General features: G+C 69.7%; 13 protein-coding genes and 1 tRNA gene. 12 read left to right on the plus strand and 2 right to left on the minus strand.

The window, feature by feature from the left end; genetic code table 11:
* Positions 1–50: 50 nt before the first annotated feature.
* Entirely contained in the window at positions 51–1100 is a 1050-nt protein-coding gene (locus tag DS079_RS07765) for an adenosine deaminase (RefSeq protein ID WP_126986346.1), read from the minus strand.
* The gene (locus DS079_RS07770; RefSeq protein WP_010550352.1) at positions 1097–2323 is read right to left on the minus strand and encodes a pyridoxal phosphate-dependent aminotransferase; all 1227 of its coding nucleotides are present in this window, start codon (positions 2321–2323) and stop codon (positions 1097–1099) included. The genes DS079_RS07765 and DS079_RS07770 overlap by 4 nt, the downstream gene beginning before the upstream one ends.
* Positions 2324–2543: 220 nt before the next feature.
* Between DS079_RS07770 and DS079_RS07775 the strand changes: the two genes are divergently transcribed.
* From DS079_RS07775 to rpsG, 12 genes are all read left to right on the plus strand, one after another.
* A tRNA-Trp gene (locus tag DS079_RS07775) sits at positions 2544–2616 on the plus strand.
* 62 nt (positions 2617–2678) lie between these two features.
* Positions 2679–2945, plus strand: coding sequence for a preprotein translocase subunit SecE (secE, locus tag DS079_RS07780; RefSeq protein WP_070502139.1), 267 nt, complete (start codon positions 2679–2681; stop codon positions 2943–2945).
* A 76-nt stretch (positions 2946–3021) separates the two neighbouring features.
* Entirely contained in the window at positions 3022–3963 is a 942-nt protein-coding gene (gene nusG / locus DS079_RS07785; RefSeq protein WP_126986348.1) for a transcription termination/antitermination protein NusG, read from the plus strand.
* A gap of 263 nt (positions 3964–4226) precedes the next feature.
* Complete coding sequence (rplK, locus tag DS079_RS07790) at positions 4227–4658, plus strand: 50S ribosomal protein L11 (protein ID WP_010550349.1); 432 nt, start codon at positions 4227–4229, stop codon at positions 4656–4658.
* Positions 4659–4663: 5 nt separating this feature from the next.
* On the plus strand, positions 4664–5383 hold the full coding sequence (gene rplA / locus DS079_RS07795) for a 50S ribosomal protein L1 (RefSeq protein ID WP_062947589.1): 720 nt from the start codon (positions 4664–4666) through the stop codon (positions 5381–5383).
* Between the two features lie 810 nt (positions 5384–6193).
* Complete coding sequence (gene rplJ, locus DS079_RS07805) at positions 6194–6712, plus strand: 50S ribosomal protein L10 (protein WP_010550347.1); 519 nt, start codon at positions 6194–6196, stop codon at positions 6710–6712.
* 146 nt (positions 6713–6858) lie between these two features.
* The gene (gene rplL / locus DS079_RS07810; RefSeq protein WP_062947591.1) at positions 6859–7248 is read left to right on the plus strand and encodes a 50S ribosomal protein L7/L12; all 390 of its coding nucleotides are present in this window, start codon (positions 6859–6861) and stop codon (positions 7246–7248) included.
* Between the two features lie 584 nt (positions 7249–7832).
* Complete coding sequence (rpoB, locus tag DS079_RS07815; protein WP_126986352.1) at positions 7833–11321, plus strand: DNA-directed RNA polymerase subunit beta; 3489 nt, start codon at positions 7833–7835, stop codon at positions 11319–11321.
* A gap of 117 nt (positions 11322–11438) precedes the next feature.
* On the plus strand, positions 11439–15323 hold the full coding sequence (locus DS079_RS07820) for a DNA-directed RNA polymerase subunit beta' (RefSeq protein WP_126986354.1): 3885 nt from the start codon (positions 11439–11441) through the stop codon (positions 15321–15323).
* A gap of 454 nt (positions 15324–15777) precedes the next feature.
* Positions 15778–17067: a resuscitation-promoting factor gene (locus tag DS079_RS17605; protein WP_126986356.1), complete on the plus strand. Its 1290-nt coding sequence runs from the start codon at positions 15778–15780 to the stop codon at positions 17065–17067.
* 650 nt (positions 17068–17717) lie between these two features.
* Positions 17718–18092, plus strand: coding sequence for a 30S ribosomal protein S12 (rpsL, locus tag DS079_RS07830; RefSeq protein ID WP_053917140.1), 375 nt, complete (start codon positions 17718–17720; stop codon positions 18090–18092).
* Complete coding sequence (gene rpsG, locus DS079_RS07835; RefSeq protein ID WP_010550341.1) at positions 18092–18562, plus strand: 30S ribosomal protein S7; 471 nt, start codon at positions 18092–18094, stop codon at positions 18560–18562. The genes rpsL and rpsG overlap by 1 nt, the downstream gene beginning before the upstream one ends.
* Positions 18563–18632: the final 70 nt, after the last annotated feature.

An 18632-nucleotide genomic window follows, 5' to 3' on the forward strand; every position in this document is an offset into this window, starting at 1 on the left:
CGACGTCTTGCCGTCGTCGGTGCTTCCCCGCCGCCCGTGCGGCACCGTCGTCAGCGCGTCGCGTCGCCGGGCGCGGGCGCCGCGAGCCAGTCCCGCACCCCCGCGAGGAGCCGGGAGCGGACCGGCTCGGGAGCGGCCGAGAGACGGACCGAGGAGGCGGCGAGGTCGGCGAGCTCGGCGTCGTCCAGCCCGATCCGCCGCGCGGTCTCGTACTGGTCCAGCAGCCGGGAGCCGAACAGCAGCGGGTCGTCCGCGCCGAGCGCGATCTGCGCCCCGGCCCCTATCAGACGGCGCAGCGGCACGTCCTCGGCGTGCTCGAGCACCCCGAGGGAGGCGTTCGAGGCCGGGCAGAGCTCGAACCCGATCCCGGCCCCCACCACCTGCTCCAGCAGATGCGGGTCCTCCGCGGCGCGCACCCCGTGACCCAGACGGTCCGGTCGCAGGTGCTCGACGACCTCCCGCACGTGCGAGGGCCCCAGCAGCTCCCCGCCGTGCGGCACCGACAGCAGCCCGGCCTCCCGCGCGATGCGGAAGGCGGGGGCGAAGTCCTCGGTGTCTCCGCGCCGCTCGTCGTTGGAGAGCCCGAAGCCGATCACCCGGCCGGCGCTGCGCGCCGCGAGCCGGGCCAGGGCGCGGGCGTCCAGCGGATGCCGGGTGCGGGAGGCGGCCACCACGATCCCGACGCTGACCCCGGTCTCCGCCTCGGAGCGCTCGGCCTGGTCCAGCACGATCTCGACCGCGGGGGTGATCCCGCCGACGAAGGGCGCATAGCTGGTCGGGTCCACCTGCAGCTCGAGCCGGCCCGAGCCCTCGGCGGCGTCGTCCTCCACCGCCTCGTGGAGCAGGCGCCGCATCGCCGACTCCGAGTCGACGACCGCGCGGGCGGTGTCGTACTGGCGCTGGAAGCGGAACCATCCGCGCCGGTCGGGCTCGACCTGCAGGGCCACGTCGTCGGTGAGGGAGCGGGGCAGTCGCATGCCCCGCTCCGCGGCCAGCTCCCACAGCGTCGTCGGACGCATCGAGCCCGTGAAGTGCAGGTGCAGATGCGCCTTGGGCAGGGTCCGCAGGTCGCGGCCCGATCCGGCGGGGGAGGCGCTCATCCCGCCAGGAGCGCGGCCACCCGGTCGATGCCCTCGACGATGTCCTCGTCCCCGAGGGCGTAGGAGAAGCGCAGGTGGCCGGGGGCGCCGAAGGCCTCGCCCGGCACGGCGGCGACCTCCGCCTCCTCGAGGATCACGGTCGCGAGCTCGGTCGAGCTGGTCACCTTCCGGCCGCGGATCTCCCGGCCCAGCAGCTGCGAGACATCGGGGAAGACGTAGAACGCGCCGGTGGGCGTCGGCACGGTGAAGCCGTCGATCGCGGAGAGCTTCTCGACGATCAGCTGCCGACGCCGGTCGAAGGCGAGGCGCATCTGCTCGACGGGCTCCGTCGGCCCCGTCAGCGCCGCGAGCGCCGCCCGCTGGGCGATGTTGTTGACGTGGGAGGTGAGATGGGACTGCAGGTTCGAGGCCGCCTTGATGACGTCGAGGGGCCCCACCATCCAGCCCACCCGCCAGCCGGTCATCGCGAAGGACTTCGCCACGCCGCCGAGCAGGATCGTGGTGTCGGCGAGCTCGGGGACGGCCTTCAGCACCGAGGTGAAGGGCATGTCGCCGTAGGTGAGGGACTGGTAGATCTCGTCGGTGATCACCCACAGCCCGTGCTCGAGCGCCCAGCGGCCGATCTCCTCGACCTGCTCGGGGGAGAGCACCGCGCCGGTCGGGTTCGAGGGGGAGCACAGCACCAGGGCGCGGGTGCGGTCGGTGCGGGCGGCCTCGAGCTGCGCGACGGTGGGGACGTAGCCCTGGTCGGCGCCGGCGAGGACGGGGACCTCGGCCGCGCCGGACTGGCGGATCGCCTCGGGATAGGTGGTCCAGTACGGGGCGGGCAGCAGCACCTCGTCGCCCGGGTCCAGCACGGTCGCGAAGGCCTGGAACACGGCCTGCTTGCCGCCGTTGGTCACCAGCACCTGGGCCGGATCGATCTCGAGCGCAGTCGTCGCCGAGACCGATGCGGCGAGGGCCTCGCGCAGCTCCGGCAGGCCGGCGGTCGCGGAGTAGCGGTGGTTGCGCGGATCGCGCGCGGCCTCCACGGCGGCGTCCACGATGTGCGCGGGGGTCGGGAAGTCGGGCTCTCCGGCGCCGAAGCCGATGACGGGCCGACCGGCGGCCTTGAGCGCCTTGGCGGTCGCGTCGACCGCGAGGGTCGCGGAGGGCTCGATCGCGCCGATGCGCTGCGAGATGCGGGAACGGGAGGCGGGAGTGCGTGCGTCGTCGGTGGTCACCCGACTATCGTGGCAGAGCTCGCCCCGCGCCGCCAGGATGGACGTCCCTTGGGAACGGGGGCGCGCCGGTACCCCCGAGGCGCCGGAATGTGACGTGATCCGGGTCGATTCGCACGAGTCCCCATCGGCTTGTATGCTGGTCGCTGGTCAGAATCGCTCAGGCTTCTCCGGGCACGTCCCGGGACCGGGCGAGACGACCGCACGGGGCTCGTCCCCGTGAAGGGCAGTGGCGCAATTGGTAGCGCAGCGGTCTCCAAAACCGCAGGTTGCAGGTTCGAGCCCTGTCTGCCCTGCCGGTCCGGCCGGGGTCACCCGGCCGGATGCGGATGACCTCGACGAGATCGGATAGCTCCCTGTGAACTCCAGCCAGAACGCCCCGTCGGCACCGCGCACCGGTGACGTCCAGGGCTCCGGGTCGAAGAACCCGTTCCTGGCCATCGGTCTGTTCATCCGTCAGGTGATCGCCGAGCTGCGCAAGGTGGTCGTCCCCAGCAGGCGCGAGCTGGTCCTGTACTCGATCACGGTGCTGCTGTTCGTCGCCTTCATGATCCTGCTGATCTTCGGGCTCGACGCCGCCTTCAGCTGGATCTCGCGGATCGCCTTCACGGTCCCCGACGTGTGAGCGGGCGCCTGATCCGCACCTCGCACAGCCCTGTGACCGACCAGTCCACCGCAGCCAGGAAGGCAGGTTCCCGCCGATGAGCGAGACGACCTCTACCCCCGACGAGTCCTTCGACGACGTCGACGACACCCTCTCCTTCTCCGCCTCGGCCCCGACCGGCCGGGCCGCGGGCGAGGACGTCGCCGCCGGGGAGGCCGCGGCCGAGGACGCCGAGCTCGACGCGGAGCTCCCCGACGACGACGCGCCGGCCGACGACGAGAGTGCCGAGGCGCCTGTCGACGACGCCGAGGCCGACGAGCCGGCCGACGACGCCGAGGCCGACGACTCCGACGAGCCGGCCGACGCCGACGAGGCCCCGGCCGCCGAGGAGGCCGAGGACGGCCCCGCGGCCGAGGAGCCCGAGGAGGACCCGGTCCAGCAGCTGCGCATGCACCTGCGCTCCGCGCTCGGCGAGTGGTACGTCATCCACTCCTACTCCGGACACGAGAACCGCGTGAAGACCCAGCTCGCCACGCGCACCGAGACCATGGACATGGAGGAGTTCATCTTCGAGGTCCAGGTCCCGATGGAGGACGCGACCGAGGTCAAGAACGGCCAGAAGAAGATCGTCCGCCGCGTGCGCATCCCCGGCTACGTGCTGGTGCGCATGGACCTGACCACCGAGTCCTGGCGCGTCGTGCGCGACACCCCCGGCGTGACCGGCTTCGTCGGCAACGCGACCGAGCCCACCCCGCTCACCTTCGACGAGATCTTCTCGATGCTCGCGCCGTCCGTCGGCCTGCCCGAGAAGAAGCGCTCCTCCGGCTCGTCCGGCTCCTCCTCGAAGCCCGCGGCCGCGCAGAAGGTCCCCGACTTCCAGGTCGGCGAGTCCGTCACCGTCATGGACGGCCCCTTCGAGACCATGCCGGCCACGATCTCCGAGATCCACGCCGAGGCCCAGAAGCTCCAGGTGCTCGTGTCGATCTTCGGCCGCGAGACCCCGGTCGAGCTCGGCTTCGACCAGGTCGCCAAGATCTGAGCAGCCTGGTCCGCCTCGTGCGGACCCTCGGACGCGCGGCCCCTCGCCCGCGTCCGCCCCGAATCCCCGCGGCGCGCCCGGCTCCGGCCGGACGGGCTCCCCGGTGGGGGAGTACGACCGAGATCACGCCTGATCGAGGTCGACGCCGCCGCGACGTGCAGGTAACGTCGCATCCCGGATCCGTGCCCCTCGGGGCGCGGCTCCTGCAGTGGGAGGAGCGCGTGATGAGCTCCGCCCGGACCACACCACAGTAAGGAAGAGCAATGGCTCCCAAGAAGAAGATCGCGAGCATCATCAAGCTCCAGATCCAGGCCGGCCAGGCCACCCCTGCGCCGCCCGTGGGTCCCGCGCTCGGCGCTGCCGGCGTGAACATGATGGAGTTCGTGAAGGCCTACAACGATCGCACCGCCGATCAGCGTGGCAACATCATCCCCGTCGAGATCACGGTCTACGAGGACCGCTCGTTCACCTTCATCACGAAGACCCCGCCGGCGGCGGAGCTCATCAAGAAGGCCGCCGGCCTCCAGAAGGGCTCGGCCGTCCCGCACACCGACAAGGTCGGCAAGATCACCCAGGCTCAGGTCCGCGAGATCGCGGAGACCAAGATGCCTGATCTGAACGCGAACGACATCGAGGCCGCGGCGAAGATCGTCGAGGGCACCGCTCGTTCCATGGGCATCACGGTGGAGGGCTGAGAACGATGGCATTCCGTAGCAAGGCTTACAAGAACGGCGCCGCTCTGATCGAAGAGGGCCGCGCGTACTCCCCGCTGGATGCCCTGCGCCTCGCGCAGAAGTCCAGCCCGGCGAAGTTCGACGCCTCCGTCGAGGTCTCGATGCGTCTCGGCGTGGACCCCCGCAAGGCGGACCAGATGGTGCGCGGCACCGTCAACCTGCCCAACGGCACCGGCAAGACCGCCCGCGTCATCGTCTTCGCGTCCGGCGCGCAGGCCGAGGCCGCTCTCGCGGCGGGCGCCGACGAGGTCGGCGACGACGACCTGATCGAGAAGGTCGCCGGCGGCTGGACCGACTTCGACGCGGCCGTCGCCACCCCGAACCTGATGGGCAAGGTCGGCAAGCTGGGCCGCGTGCTCGGCCCCCGCGGCCTCATGCCGAACCCCAAGACCGGCACCGTGACCATGGACGTCACCAAGGCCGTGAACGACATCAAGGGCGGCAAGATCGAGTTCCGCACCGACCGTGCGGCGAACCTGCACTACATCGTCGGCAAGGTCTCCTTCACCGACAAGCAGCTCGTCGAGAACTACGTCGCGGCGCTGGACGAGATCCTCCGTCTCAAGCCGTCCGCGTCCAAGGGGCGCTACATCACGAAGATCACCGTGTCCACCACCATGGGCCCCGGCATCCCGGTCGACGTGAACCGCACCCGCAACCTCCTCGAGGACACCGACGAGGCCTGAGCCTCCTCACCTCCTCGCTTCACGGCGCCCCGCCCACCGCTGAGGTGGGCGGGGCGCCGTGCTGTGCGGGGCGCATCGCCACCGGCAGGGAGTTGTTCGACGCCCGGTACCGCTTTGCTGGTACGCCCCGTCGAACTACTGCGCGGGGCCGCCCCGGTTGCCGGGTTGTTCGACGTCCGGTACCGCCTCACTGGTACTTCCCGTCGATCAAGTCGGTCACTGGCTGCTTCGCGGGGCACCCCCGCACCGCAGCGGAGCCGGCAGGGGAGTTGTTCGACGTCCGGTACCGGTTTGCTGGCACTTCTCGTCGAACAGGTGCGCCGAGGGCTGCGCGGTACGGAGATCCGGTACCTGTGGGGGAGGGGGCGCAGAGGGTCGAGCGTCGGCTGATCGCCGTCCCGCGGTGGGCAGGACGCCGGCCTCCCGCCGCCGGGGGCCTCGCGCCGCCCACCACCCGGCGCACGCCGCCCACCACCCGGCGCACGCCGCCCACCGCCCGCCGCCCGCCGCCCGTCGCCGGACTGTGACGGAGACCGCCGCCCGCACCGTGGCGCGCGCACCCGTTCCTGCACTACTCTGGACCTACCGAAGACCGCCGGTCGTCGCCCTCCACCCGGAGAGCGACCGAAGAAGTCCCCACGGGACGGCCTGCGCAGGTGAACGAACGCGACCCGCACGGTCGCGCCCTCCGAGGAGCAGCTGCTCCCGGGGAGCCGGATCGTGCGTGCTGGCCTCGACACCTGCGTGTCGAGGCCTTTTCCTGTTCCAGGGCCCTTCACCCGGTGGCGAGAGACCTCTGGAAGGAGGGCCATGGCGAATCCCGAGAAGGTGGACGCCGTCGCGGAGATCGCGGACATGTTCCGCGAGTCCGACGCCGCCGTCATCACCGAGTATCGCGGGCTCAGCGTGGGGGAGCTCAAGGAGCTCCGTCGTGCGCTGGGTTCCGAGACGACCTACGCCGTGGTGAAGAACACGCTCACGGAGATCGCCGCCCGCGAGGCCGGCATCGACGTGTTCGACGGCACGCTCAGCGGGCCGACCGCGATCGCCTTCATCAAGGGCGAGCCGGTGGAGCCTGCGAAGGCTCTGCGTGACTTCGCCAAGACCCACGACAAGCTCGTGGTCAAGTCCGGCTACTTCGAGGGCAAGCTGCTCTCGCAGGAGGACGTCCAGAAGCTCGCGGACCTCGAGTCCCGCGAGGTCCTGCTGGCCAAGGCCGCCGGCGCCATGAAGGCGTCGATGTCCAAGGCCGCCGCAGTGTTCGCTGCACCGCTGTCCAAGACGGCGCGCACCGTGGACGCGCTGCGGGCCAAGCAGGAAGCCGCCTGAGCCTCCCGGCTCACCGGCTTCCGCACCACAGCCACAGCGCTGTCCCCCGGCTGCCCCGTCGGAGCATCCGGATCGCAAGACCCGGCGCGTGAGCGCCGCTCAACACCGCAGGGACGCAGGTCCCGCCTACAGGAAGGAACGCCCTCATGGCGAAGCTCAGCAACGACGAGCTCATCGAAGCTTTCAAGGAGATGTCCCTCATCGAGCTCTCCGAGTTCGTGAAGCAGTTCGAGGACGTCTTCGACGTCACCGCCGCCGCCCCCGTGGCCGTCGCCGGTGCCGCTCCCGCCGCCGGTGGTGGCGAGGCCGCCGCCGAGGAGGAGAAGACCGAGTTCGACGTCATCCTCGAGTCGGCCGGCTCCGCGAAGATCGCCGTCATCAAGGAGGTGCGCGGCCTGACCTCCCTCGGTCTGAAGGAGGCCAAGGCGCTCGTCGACGAGGCCCCCAAGCCCGTCCTCGAGGGTGTCAAGCAGGAGGACGCCGAGGCCGCCAAGGCGAAGCTCGAGGAGGCCGGCGCGACCGTCTCCGTCAAGTGATCTCCGGCGCACGCCCCGGCGTGCGCCTCATCTGACGGCAGTCGCACTGCCCCTGGAAGGGCCGTCCCGCATCGCGCGGGGCGGCCCTTCCGCATGTCCGCAGCGGGGGAGCGGCGCGCACGGACACGGTCCCGGCCCGTGCTCGGCCGGCTCCCGGGCCTCCGGCATCTGGGCGCAGCGCCGGCACGATCTCTGCGCGAGGCTCCGAGGAATCGCCTCTGACATGGCCCGACACTCCGTCGCAGGCCCCGCCTGCTTGACTGCGGGACGATTTCCGTCCACACTTTTTCCCGTACGGGGCTGATCCTGCCGCATGCGCCCGGTGTGATGACACCGCCGGGCCGGTCGAGACAGACGGGCAGGACGCGCCGACGAGAACCCCGCGCCAGGCATATAGCGGCCGACGCGGATGGAGGAGCCCTTTCGGGGGCCTTGTCTCCATCCGCGATTTTGTGTATGCTCGGTCCTTGCGCTGTGCGTCTCCCGTGGGTTCCGTCGACTGACCTCGACTCCGTTCTCTCCACTTCCTGACGGGTGTTCGCCGCGCCTGGGATTCCGTCATCGGCCTGTGGAAGGACCCCCCTTTGGCTGCCTCGAGCACCGATCGCACCACCGACATCGCACTTCGCACCGCCTCCCCTCGCGTCACCTTCGCGAAGCTCGGCGACCCTCTCGAGGTCCCGGATCTGCTGAGTCTGCAGACCACCTCGTTCGACTGGTTGCTGGGCAACGAGCGCTGGCAGGAGCGTGCGGCCGAGGCCGCCGCCGCCGGCCGTGAGGACGTGCCGCAGACCTCCGGTCTCGCGGACATCCTCGAGGAGATCTCCCCGATCGAGGACTTCGCCGGCAACATGTCGCTGTCGTTCCGCGACCACACCTTCGACGACCCGAAGTACACGGTCGAGGAGTGCAAGGAGAAGGACCTCACCTACGCGGCTCCGCTGTACGTCATCGCGGAGTTCATGAACAACGAGACCGGTGAGATCAAGACCCAGACGGTCTTCATGGGCGAGTTCCCGCTCATGACCGACAAGGGCACCTTCATCATCAACGGCACCGAGCGCGTCGTCGTCTCGCAGCTCGTCCGCTCCCCGGGCGTGTACTTCGAGGAGTCGATCGACAAGACCTCGGACAAGCACATCTTCTCCGCCAAGGTCATCCCCTCGCGCGGTGCCTGGCTCGAGTTCGAGGTCGACAAGCGCGACCAGGTCGGCGTGCGCATCGACCGCAAGCGCAAGCAGTCCGTCACGACCCTGCTGCAGGCCCTCGGCATGTCCCACAGCGACATCCTCGAGGAGTTCGGCGAGTTCGAGTCGATGCGCTCCACCCTCGAGAAGGACCGCATCGCCTCCCAGGACGAGGCCCTCATCGACATCTACCGCAAGCAGCGCCCGGGCGAGCCGCCCACGCGCGATGCGGGCGAGGCGATGCTGAACAACCTCTACTTCAACGCCAAGCGCTACGACCTCGCGAAGGTCGGCCGCTACAAGATCGGCAAGAAGCTCGGCCTCGAGGGCAGCCTCTCCGAGTCGACCCTGCGCCTGCAGGACATCGTCGCGACCATCAAGTACATCGTGGCCCTGCACGACGGCGTCTCCGAGTACACGAGCGTCGACGACCGTCCGGTGCGCGTCGAGACCGACGACATCGACCACTTCGGCAACCGTCGCATCCGCGCCGTCGGCGAGCTGATCCAGAACCAGGTCCGCACGGGCCTGTCCCGCATGGAGCGCGTCGTCCGCGAGCGCATGACCACGCAGGACGTCGAGGCGATCACCCCGCTGACGCTGATCAACATCCGTCCGGTCACCGCGGCGATCAAGGAGTTCTTCGGAACCTCCCAGCTCTCGCAGTTCATGGACCAGAACAACCCGCTCTCGGGCCTGACCCACAAGCGTCGCCTCTCGGCGCTGGGCCCCGGCGGCCTCTCCCGCGACCGCGCGGGCATGGAGGTCCGTGACGTCCACCCGAGCCACTACGGCCGCATGTGCCCGATCGAGACCCCCGAGGGTCCGAACATCGGCCTGATCGGCTCGCTGGCGACCTTCGCCCGCATCAACCCCTTCGGCTTCGTGGAGACCCCGTACCGCAAGGTCGTCGACTCCGTCGTGACCGACGAGATCGTCTACCTCACCGCGGACGACGAGGATCGCCACATCATCGCCCAGGCGAACGCGAAGATCGACGAGGACGGCCACTTCCTCGCCGACGAGGTGCTCGTGCGCCTCCCCGGCGGCGAGCCCGACCTCGTGCCGATCTCGGACGTGGACTACATGGACGTCTCCGCACGTCAGATGGTCTCCGTCGCGACCGCGATGATCCCCTTCCTCGAGCACGACGACGCCAACCGTGCGCTCATGGGCTCGAACATGCAGCGCCAGGCCGTGCCGCTGCTCCGCTCCGAGATGCCGCTGGTCGGCACCGGCATGGAGCGTCGCGCCGCGGTGGACGCGGGCGACGTGGTCGTCGCGCAGAAGGGCGGCGTCATCGAGGAGCTCTCGGCGGACCTCATCATGGTCATGGCCGACGACGGCACCCGTCAGACCTACCCGATCGGGAAGTTCCAGCGCTCCAACGCGGGCAACTCCTACAACCAGCGCGTCCTCTTCGACGAGGGTGACCGCGTCGAGGCCGGCTCCATCCTGGCCGACGGCCCCTCGACCGACCAGGGCGAGCTCGCCATCGGCAAGAACCTGCTGGTCGCGTTCATGTCCTGGGAGGGTCACAACTACGAGGACGGCATCATCCTGTCCTCGCGCATGGTCCAGGACGACGTCCTCACCTCGATCCACATCGAGGAGCACGAGGTCGACGCCCGCGACACCAAGCTCGGCAAGGAGGAGATCACCCGGGACATCCCGAACGTCGGCGACGACGTGCTGGCCGATCTCGACGAGCGCGGCATCATCCGCATCGGCGCCGAGGTCGCGCCGGGCGACATCCTGGTCGGCAAGGTGACCCCGAAGGGCGAGACCGAGCTGACCCCGGAGGAGCGCCTGCTGCGCGCGATCTTCGGCGAGAAGGCCCGTGAGGTGCGCGACACCTCGCTGCGCGTCCCGCACGGCGAGTCCGGCACCGTCATCGGCGTGCGCGTCTTCACCGACGACGAGGACGGGGACATCCTCCCCACCGGCGTCAACGAGATGGTCCGCGTCTACGTGGCCCAGAAGCGCAAGATCACCGACGGCGACAAGCTCGCCGGCCGTCACGGCAACAAGGGCGTCATCGCGAAGATCCTGCCGGTCGAGGACATGCCGTTCCTGGAGGATGGCACCCCGATCGACATCATCCTCAACCCGATGGGCGTGCCCGGCCGAATGAACATCGGCCAGGTCATGGAGACCCACCTCGGCTGGGTCGCGAAGTCCGGCTGGGATCTCGATCCCGAGGATCCGACCGCCGCGGATCTGCCCGAGGCCGCGCTGCACGGCGAGCCCGGCACCCCGGTCGCGGTCCCGGTCTTCGACGGCCTCACCGCCGACGAGGTCACCGGCCTGATCGCCAACCACCTGCCCAACCGCGACGGCGAGCGGATGGTCAAGGAGAACGGTAAGGCGCGCCTGTTCGACGGCCGCTCCGGCGAGCCGTTCCCGGACCCGATCTCCGTGGGCTACATGTACATGCTGAAGCTCCACCACCTGGTGGACGACAAGCTGCACGCCCGCTCGACCGGTCCGTACTCGATGATCACGCAGCAGCCGCTGGGCGGTAAGGCCCAGTTCGGCGGCCAGCGCTTCGGCGAGATGGAGGTGTGGGCCCTGGAGGCCTACGGCGCCGCCTACGCCCTGCAGGAGCTGCTGACCATCAAGTCCGACGACATCTCGGGTCGCGTGAAGGTGTACGAGGCGATCGTCAAGGGCGAGAACATCCCCGAGCCCGGGATCCCGGAGTCCTTCCGCGTGCTGCTCAAGGAGATGCAGTCGCTGTGCCTGAACGTGGAGGTGCTGTCCAGCGACGGCACCGCCCAGGAGGTCCAGGAGAGCGACGAGGAGGTCTTCCGCGCTGCGGAGGAGCTCGGCATCGACCTGTCCCGCCGACCCCACGAGGGCGTCGGCTCCATCGAAGAGGTCTGACGGACGGGGGACCGGGAGGTCCCGTCGGCCGCCCCGCGCCGCCGACGGGCCTCCCGGCCCCGCCCTCGACCCCCGTTCCCTCAGACACCACGACTTCCGATCGAGAGAAGGACACCTGTGCTCGACGTCAACACCTTCGATGAGCTGCGCATCGGCCTCGCGACCGCCGATGACATCCGCGGCTGGTCCCACGGCGAGGTCAAGAAGCCCGAGACCATCAACTACCGCACCCTGAAGCCCGAGATGGACGGCCTGTTCTGTGAGCGCATCTTCGGTCCCACCCGGGACTGGGAGTGCTACTGCGGCAAGTACAAGCGCGTCCGCTTCAAGGGCATCGTCTGCGAGCGCTGCGGCGTGGAGGTCACCAAGTCCTCCGTGCGCCGTGAGCGCATGGGCCACGTGGAGCTCGCGGCCCCCGTCACCCACATCTGGTACTTCAAGGGCGTGCCGAGCCGTCTCGGCTACCTGCTGGACCTGGCCCCGAAGGATCTCGAGAAGATCATCTACTTCGCGGCGTACATGATCACCGACGTGGACGAGCAGGCCCGCCACGACGACATGCCCGATCTGCAGGCCCGCTTCGACCTCGAGGTCAAGGAGCTCGAGAACGAGCGCGACGCCGCGATCAACCAGCGCGCCGTCACCGCGGAGAAGGACCTCGCCCAGCTCGAGGAGGAGGGTGCCAAGGCCGACGCGAAGCGCAAGGTCCGCGACTCCTCCGAGCGCGAGCAGGCCCAGATCCGCAAGAAGTACGACGCGGAGGTCGACCGCATCTCCCGCGTCTGGGAGCGCTTCAAGACCCTCAAGGTCGCCGACCTCGAGGGCGACGAGCAGCTCTATCGCGCGATGGAGCTGCGCTACGGCACCTACTTCGAGGGCGGCATGGGCGCCGAGGCGATCCAGCGTCGTCTCGCCGACTTCGACCTCGAGGCCGAGGCGGAGACGCTGCGCGAGGTCATCGCCACCGGCAAGGGGCAGAAGAAGGCCCGTGCGCTCAAGCGCCTCAAGGTCGTCTCCGCCTTCCTCACCACCACCAACTCGCCCGTCGGCATGGTGCTGGACGCGGTCCCGGTCATCCCGCCGGACCTGCGCCCGATGGTGCAGCTGGACGGCGGCCGCTTCGCGACCTCCGACCTCAACGACCTGTACCGTCGCGTGATCAACCGCAACAACCGCCTCAAGCGGCTGCTGGATCTCGGCGCCCCCGAGATCATCGTGAACAACGAGAAGCGCATGCTGCAGGAGTCGGTCGACTCGCTGTTCGACAACGGCCGTCGCGGTCGCCCGGTCACGGGCCCCGGCAACCGTCCGCTGAAGTCGCTCTCCGACATGCTCAAGGGCAAGCAGGGCCGCTTCCGTCAGAACCTGCTGGGCAAGCGCGTGGACTACTCCGCTCGCTCCGTGATCGTCAACGGCCCGCAGCTGAAGCTGCACCAGTGCGGTCTGCCCAAGGGCATGGCGCTGGAGCTGTTCAAGCCCTTCGTGATGAAGCGGCTGGTCGAGCTCAGCCACGCCCAGAACGTCAAGGCCGCCAAGCGCATGGTCGAGCGCGCCCGCCCCGAGGTCTGGGACGTGCTCGAGGAGGTCATCACCGAGCACCCGGTGCTGCTCAACCGTGCGCCGACCCTGCACCGCCTGGGCATCCAGGCCTTCGAGCCGCAGCTCGTCGAGGGCAAGGCGATCCACCTGCACCCGCTGGTGTGCGCCGCCTTCAACGCGGACTTCGACGGCGACCAGATGGCAGTGCACCTCCCGCTGTCGGCGGAGGCGCAGGCCGAGGCCCGCATCCTGATGCTGTCCTCGAACAACATCCTCAAGCCGTCCGACGGCCGTCCGGTCACCATGCCCGCGCAGGACATGATCATCGGCCTGTACCACATCACCACCGTGCGCGAGGACGTCGAGGGCGCGGGCCGCTCCTTCTCCTCCGTGGCCGAGGCGATCATGGCCTTCGACCGCGGTGAGCTGCACCTGAACGCGCCCGTCTCCCTCCGCTTCGAGGACATCGTCCCGCCGAGCGACTGGGAGGCCCCCGAGGGCTGGACCGAGGGTGACCCGGTCACGCTCACCACCACCCTCGGCGCGGTGTACTTCAACGAGACGCTGCCGGAGGACTTCCCCTTCGTGCAGGGCCAGGTCGGCAAGAAGCGCCTGGGCGGGATCGTCAACGCCCTCGCCGAGCGCTACGACAAGGGCCAGGTCGCCGCGTCCCTCGACGCGCTGAAGGCCTACGGCTTCTCGTGGTCCACCCGCTCGGGCGCGTCCTTCGCACTGTCCGACGTGGTGACCCCGCCGGCCAAGGCGGAGATCATCGCGAAGCATGAGGCGAAGGCCGCCCAGGTCCAGGAGAACCGCGACCTCGGCCTCATCTCCGAGTCCGAGCGCAACGCGGAGCTGATCGACATCTGGACCGAGGCGACCAACGAGGTCGACCAGGCGATGCGGGCGAACTTCGAGTCGACCAACACCATCTACCGCATGGTGGACTCCGGCGCCCGAGGCAACTGGATGCAGATCCGCCAGATCGCCGGCATGCGCGGCCTGGTCACCAACCCGAAGGGCGAGATCATCCCGCGCCCGATCCTCTCGAACTACAAGGAGGGGCTCTCGGTCCTGGAGTACTTCGTCGCCTCGCACGGCTCCCGCAAGGGCCTGGCGGACACGGCGCTGAAGACCGCCCAGTCGGGCTACCTGACCCGTCGCCTGGTCGACGTCTCCCAGGACGTCATCGTCCGCGAGGACGACTGCGGCACCACCAAGGGCCTCGTGCTCCCGATCGCGGTCGAGGAGGCCGGCGCGCTGCGCACGCACGAGCACGCGGAGTCCACGGTCTACGGCCGTGTCCTCGCCACCGCTGCGATCGGCGCCGACGGCACCGAGGCGGCGCCGGCGGGCACCGAGCTCGGCGACGTGGTCATCGAGCAGCTCGTCGAGGCGGGCGTGCGCGAGGTGAAGATCCGCTCCGTGCTGACCTGCGACTCGGCGGTGGGCACCTGCGCCCAGTGCTACGGCAAGTCGCTCGCGACCGGCCAGCTGGTCGACATCGGCGAGGCCGTCGGCATCGTCGCGGCCCAGTCCATCGGCGAGCCCGGCACGCAGCTGACCATGCGTACCTTCCACTCCGGTGGTGTGGCCAGCGCCGACGGCGACATCACGCACGGTCTGCCGCGTGTGCAGGAGCTGTTCGAGGCCCGCACCCCGGCCGGCTTCGCGCCGATCTCCGAGTTCTCCGGTCGCGCCGCGATCGAGGAGAACGACAAGCAGCGCCGGATCACGGTCACGCCGGACGACGGCTCGGACGAGGTCACCTACACCGTCTCCAAGCGCGTCACCCTGCTGATCGCCGACGGCGACCACATCGAGGTCGGCCAGCAGCTCACCCAGGGCTCCGTCGATCCCAAGCAGGTGCTGCGCATCCTCGGCCCCCGCAAGGTGCAGCAGCACCTCGTGGACGAGGTCCAGAAGGTGTACATCTCCCAGGGCGTGGACATCCACGCCAAGCACATCGAGGTCATCGTGCGCCAGATGCTCCGTCGCGTGACGGTCATCGAGTCCGGCGACACCGATCTGCTGCCGGGCGACTTCGCCGAGCGCGTCACCTTCGAGCGGGAGAACCGTCGGGTCCTCTCCGAGGGCGGTCAGCCGGCCTCGGGCCGTCCGGAGCTGATGGGCATCACCAAGGCGTCGCTCGCGACCGAGTCGTGGCTCTCGGCGGCCTCCTTCCAGGAGACCACCCGGGTGCTCACCGAGGCCGCCCTGAACCGCAAGAGCGATCAGCTCATGGGGCTCAAGGAGAACGTCATCATCGGCAAGCTCATCCCGGCGGGCACTGGCCTGTCGCGGTTCCGCCGCATCGCGGTCGAGCCCACCGACGAGGCGAAGGCGCAGATGTACCAGGTGCCGGGCTACGACGAGCTGGACTTCTCCGGCTTCGGCCAGACCGGCGCGGTCAACCTCGACGACATCGACTACGCCGATCCCTTCCGCACCGACTTCCGGTGAGCGGAGCAGCGGTGAGCGGGTGCTGAGCGCCCTCTGACCGAGAACGCCGCGGGGCGGTCCCACCACACGGTGGGGCCGCCCCGCGGCGTTCCTGCGTCCTGCAGGCGTCCTGTGGAGGAAACGCCATCCGAGGGCCCGTCGGGAGGGCGGGGGAGTGGCCTGCGTCGCGCCGAAGACGCCTCTGACCGGGCCCTGCGTGATCTGTCGGACGCGGAGGTTCACGAGATGGTAAAGGCCTCGTGGGCCCCAGCCCAAAGTCCGGTTTCACCCCTTACGTCAGGTGGAGAAGAACGGAAGAGTGGCACCCGGCAGTTCCCACGCGACCTTTCCTGCAGCACCTCCCCGCGCCCGCGGGGGTGCGCGCGTGCCGGAGCTGCAGATCCCGCCCCGCGGGATCCGACGCTCAGGGAACGACACGTGAAGGCCGCGGACGCGGCAGGGAAAAGGTGGAACAGTGAAGAAGACTCCGTGGATCGTCGGCGCGGCGACCGTGTGCGTGGTGGCCGTCGGCGGCGGCGGCACCGCCTTCGCGATGTCGAACGAGGCCCAGATCACCGCCTACGGCGAGGAGACCGCGGTCCGCATCTTCTCCCAGCCCACCGTCGGCGACCTGCTCGCCGCCCAGGGCATCGAGGTCAAGGACACCGACCTCGTGACCCCGGGCCTCGAGGAGCTCGTCACCGACGGCATGGACATCCAGGTCGTCCAGCGCACCCCCGTCACCGTCTCCATCGACGGCGAGGAGCAGGAGCTGCTGACCACCGGTGACACCGTCGCCGACGCGCTCGCGGAGACCGAGTACAAGGCCGAGGGCGCCGCGATCAGCCCCGCCCCCGAGACCTCCCTCGAGGACGTCGACGGCGAGGTCTCCGTGGTCACCCGCAAGACCGTCACCTTCGTCGGCCAGTACGGCCAGGACACCTTCGAGGTCACCGCCCTCACCGTGGGCGAGGCGATGAAGAAGGTCCTCGGCGACGTCGAGGACACCGACACCTCCGACGTCCCGCTCGACACCGTCCTCGAGGACGGCGCGACCCACGAGATCCACCGCGTCCGCGAGAAGGAGCGCAAGGAGACCGAGGAGATCCCCTTCGAGACGAAGATCGTCGAGGACGACTCCCTCGTCGAGGGCACCACGAAGACCACCACCGAGGGCAAGGCCGGCTCGACCGAGAAGGTCTACACCGACACGGTCGTGGACGGCGAGGTCACCGAGTCCGAGCTCGTCTCGGAGAAGGTCGTCGCCGAGCCCGTCACCGAGGTCGTCGCCAAGGGCACCAAGCCCGCCCCCGAGCCCGAGCCCGAGCCCGAGCCCGAGCCCGAGCCCGAGGTCGAGGAGGAGCAGGCCGCTCCCGCCGCCCAGGAGGCTCCGAAGACCGAGAAGCGCGAGTCCGACACCAAGTCGAACCGCAGCTCCGAGCGCGAGTCCACCGAGTCCACCGAGGAGAAGTCCTCGGAGTCCGGCAACACCGGCGCCTCCGCCCCCGCCGCCGCGTCCGGCGGCGTGTGGGACCGCCTCGCCCAGTGCGAGTCCGGCGGCAACTGGTCGATCAACACCGGCAACGGCTTCTCCGGCGGCCTGCAGTTCACCAAGTCGACCTGGCTCGCCTTCGGCGGCGGCAAGTACGCCCCGGTCGCCCACCAGGCCACCCGCGAGCAGCAGATCGACATCGCGAAGAAGGTCCAGGCCGGCCAGGGCTGGGGCGCCTGGCCCGCATGCACCTCGAAGCTCGGCATCCGCTGATCGACGTACTGCGAGGAACGAGCGGTAGGAGAGCAGCGCGAGAGCGCCGCTGATCGACGTACTGCGAGGAACGAGCGGTAGGAGAGCAGCGCGAGAGCGCCGCTGATCGACGTACTGCGAGGAACGAGCGGTAGGAGAGCAGCGCGAGAGCGCCGCTGATCCCCACCCCTCTCACGCCACGAGCGCGCCGCATCTGCGGCGCGCTCGTCGCGTTCCGGTCCCGTACCCTGCCGCTTCACGTCGATGCAAGTTCTCGGCCACATGCCGTCATGTGATCTGCGTCGGATGGGACGCGAAGCTTTGACCGCATCGTGCGCGTCTCAGTAGAATCGAGTCCGCGTCCGGAGTGCCCTCTGGTCGTGACCGGGACAGAACCGCCGCTCCTCGGAGCAGGCGGGAGGCGTCCCCCGCGAGGAGCGGATCCTCGCGGCGTGCCCGAAAGCGGGAAGCCGGCCTGGCCCGGCCGCTGCCCGTGGGCACCGATCACGGTCCTCCAGGACGCCCGGAAGGTGCCATCACCTGACGGGCGGGTCGAACCGCCGAGCTCCCGGGCCAAGGGAGCGGTGGATCGGGTCGCCGGCCGTGCGAACGGTCGAAGAAGTCGATCCAGCGGGACGAACAGTCCCGATGGCCGAACAGGAAGAGAAGCTGTGCCCACTATTCAGCAGTTGGTGCGCAAGGGGCGGGACGCCCGGTCGTCCGCCTCGAAGACGCCCGCGCTCAAGGGTTCGCCCCAGCGCCGCGGTGTCTGCACGCGCGTCTACACCCAGACCCCCAAGAAGCCGAACTCCGCGCTGCGCAAGATCGCGCGTGTGAAGCTGTCGACCGGCGTCGAGGTCACCGCCTACATCCCCGGTGAGGGTCACAACCTGCAGGAGCACTCGATCGTGCTCGTCCGCGGCGGCCGTGTGAAGGACCTGCCCGGTGTCCGCTACAAGATCGTGCGAGGCGCCCTGGACACCCAGGCCGTCAAGGGCCGCCAGCAGGCGCGCTCCCGCTACGGCGCGAAGAAGGAGAAGAAGTAATGCCTCGTAAGGGCCCCGCTCCCAAGCGCCAGCTCGTCGTCGACCCGGTCTACGGCTCGCCGATCGTCACCCAGCTCATCAACAAGATCCTCCTGGACGGCAAGAAGACCGTCGCCGAGGGGATCGTCTACGGTGCGCTCGAGGGCGCCCGTGAGAAGAACGGCCAGGATCCGGTCGTGACCCTGAAGAAGGCGCTGGACAACATCCGTCCGTCGCTCGAGGTCCGCTCCCGCCGCGTCGGCGGTGCGACCTACCAGGTCCCGATCGAGGTCAAGCCCGGTCGCTCGACCACGCTGGCGCTGCGCTGGCTGGTCAGCTACTCCCGCGCCCGTCGCGAGAACACCATGACCGAGCGTCTGATGAACGAGATCCTCGACGCCTCCAACGGCCTCGGTGCCGCTGTCAAGCGCCGCGAGGACACTCACAAGATGGCCGAGTCCAACCGGGCCTTCGCTCACTACCGCTGGTGAGAGCACGGTGGGGCCCACCCTCGGGGTGGGCCCCACCGATCGCCGTCCGGCGGCTCCTGCAGCACCCGTT

This window comes from Brachybacterium paraconglomeratum, from assembly GCF_003994255.1.
In the GTDB taxonomy this organism is placed as follows: Bacteria; Actinomycetota; Actinomycetes; order Actinomycetales; family Dermabacteraceae; genus Brachybacterium; species Brachybacterium conglomeratum.

Coding starts and splice junctions, on each gene's coding strand:
- DS079_RS07765 (WP_126986346.1), bottom strand. CDS start 1,100: ATGAGCGCCTCCCCCGCCGGATCGGGCCGCGACCTGCGGACCCTGCCC.
- nusG (WP_126986348.1), top strand. CDS start 3,022: ATGAGCGAGACGACCTCTACCCCCGACGAGTCCTTCGACGACGTCGAC.
- rplK (WP_010550349.1), top strand. CDS start 4,227: ATGGCTCCCAAGAAGAAGATCGCGAGCATCATCAAGCTCCAGATCCAG.
- rplA (WP_062947589.1), top strand. CDS start 4,664: ATGGCATTCCGTAGCAAGGCTTACAAGAACGGCGCCGCTCTGATCGAA.
- rplJ (WP_010550347.1), top strand. CDS start 6,194: ATGGCGAATCCCGAGAAGGTGGACGCCGTCGCGGAGATCGCGGACATG.
- rplL (WP_062947591.1), top strand. CDS start 6,859: ATGGCGAAGCTCAGCAACGACGAGCTCATCGAAGCTTTCAAGGAGATG.
- rpsG (WP_010550341.1), top strand. CDS start 18,092: ATGCCTCGTAAGGGCCCCGCTCCCAAGCGCCAGCTCGTCGTCGACCCG.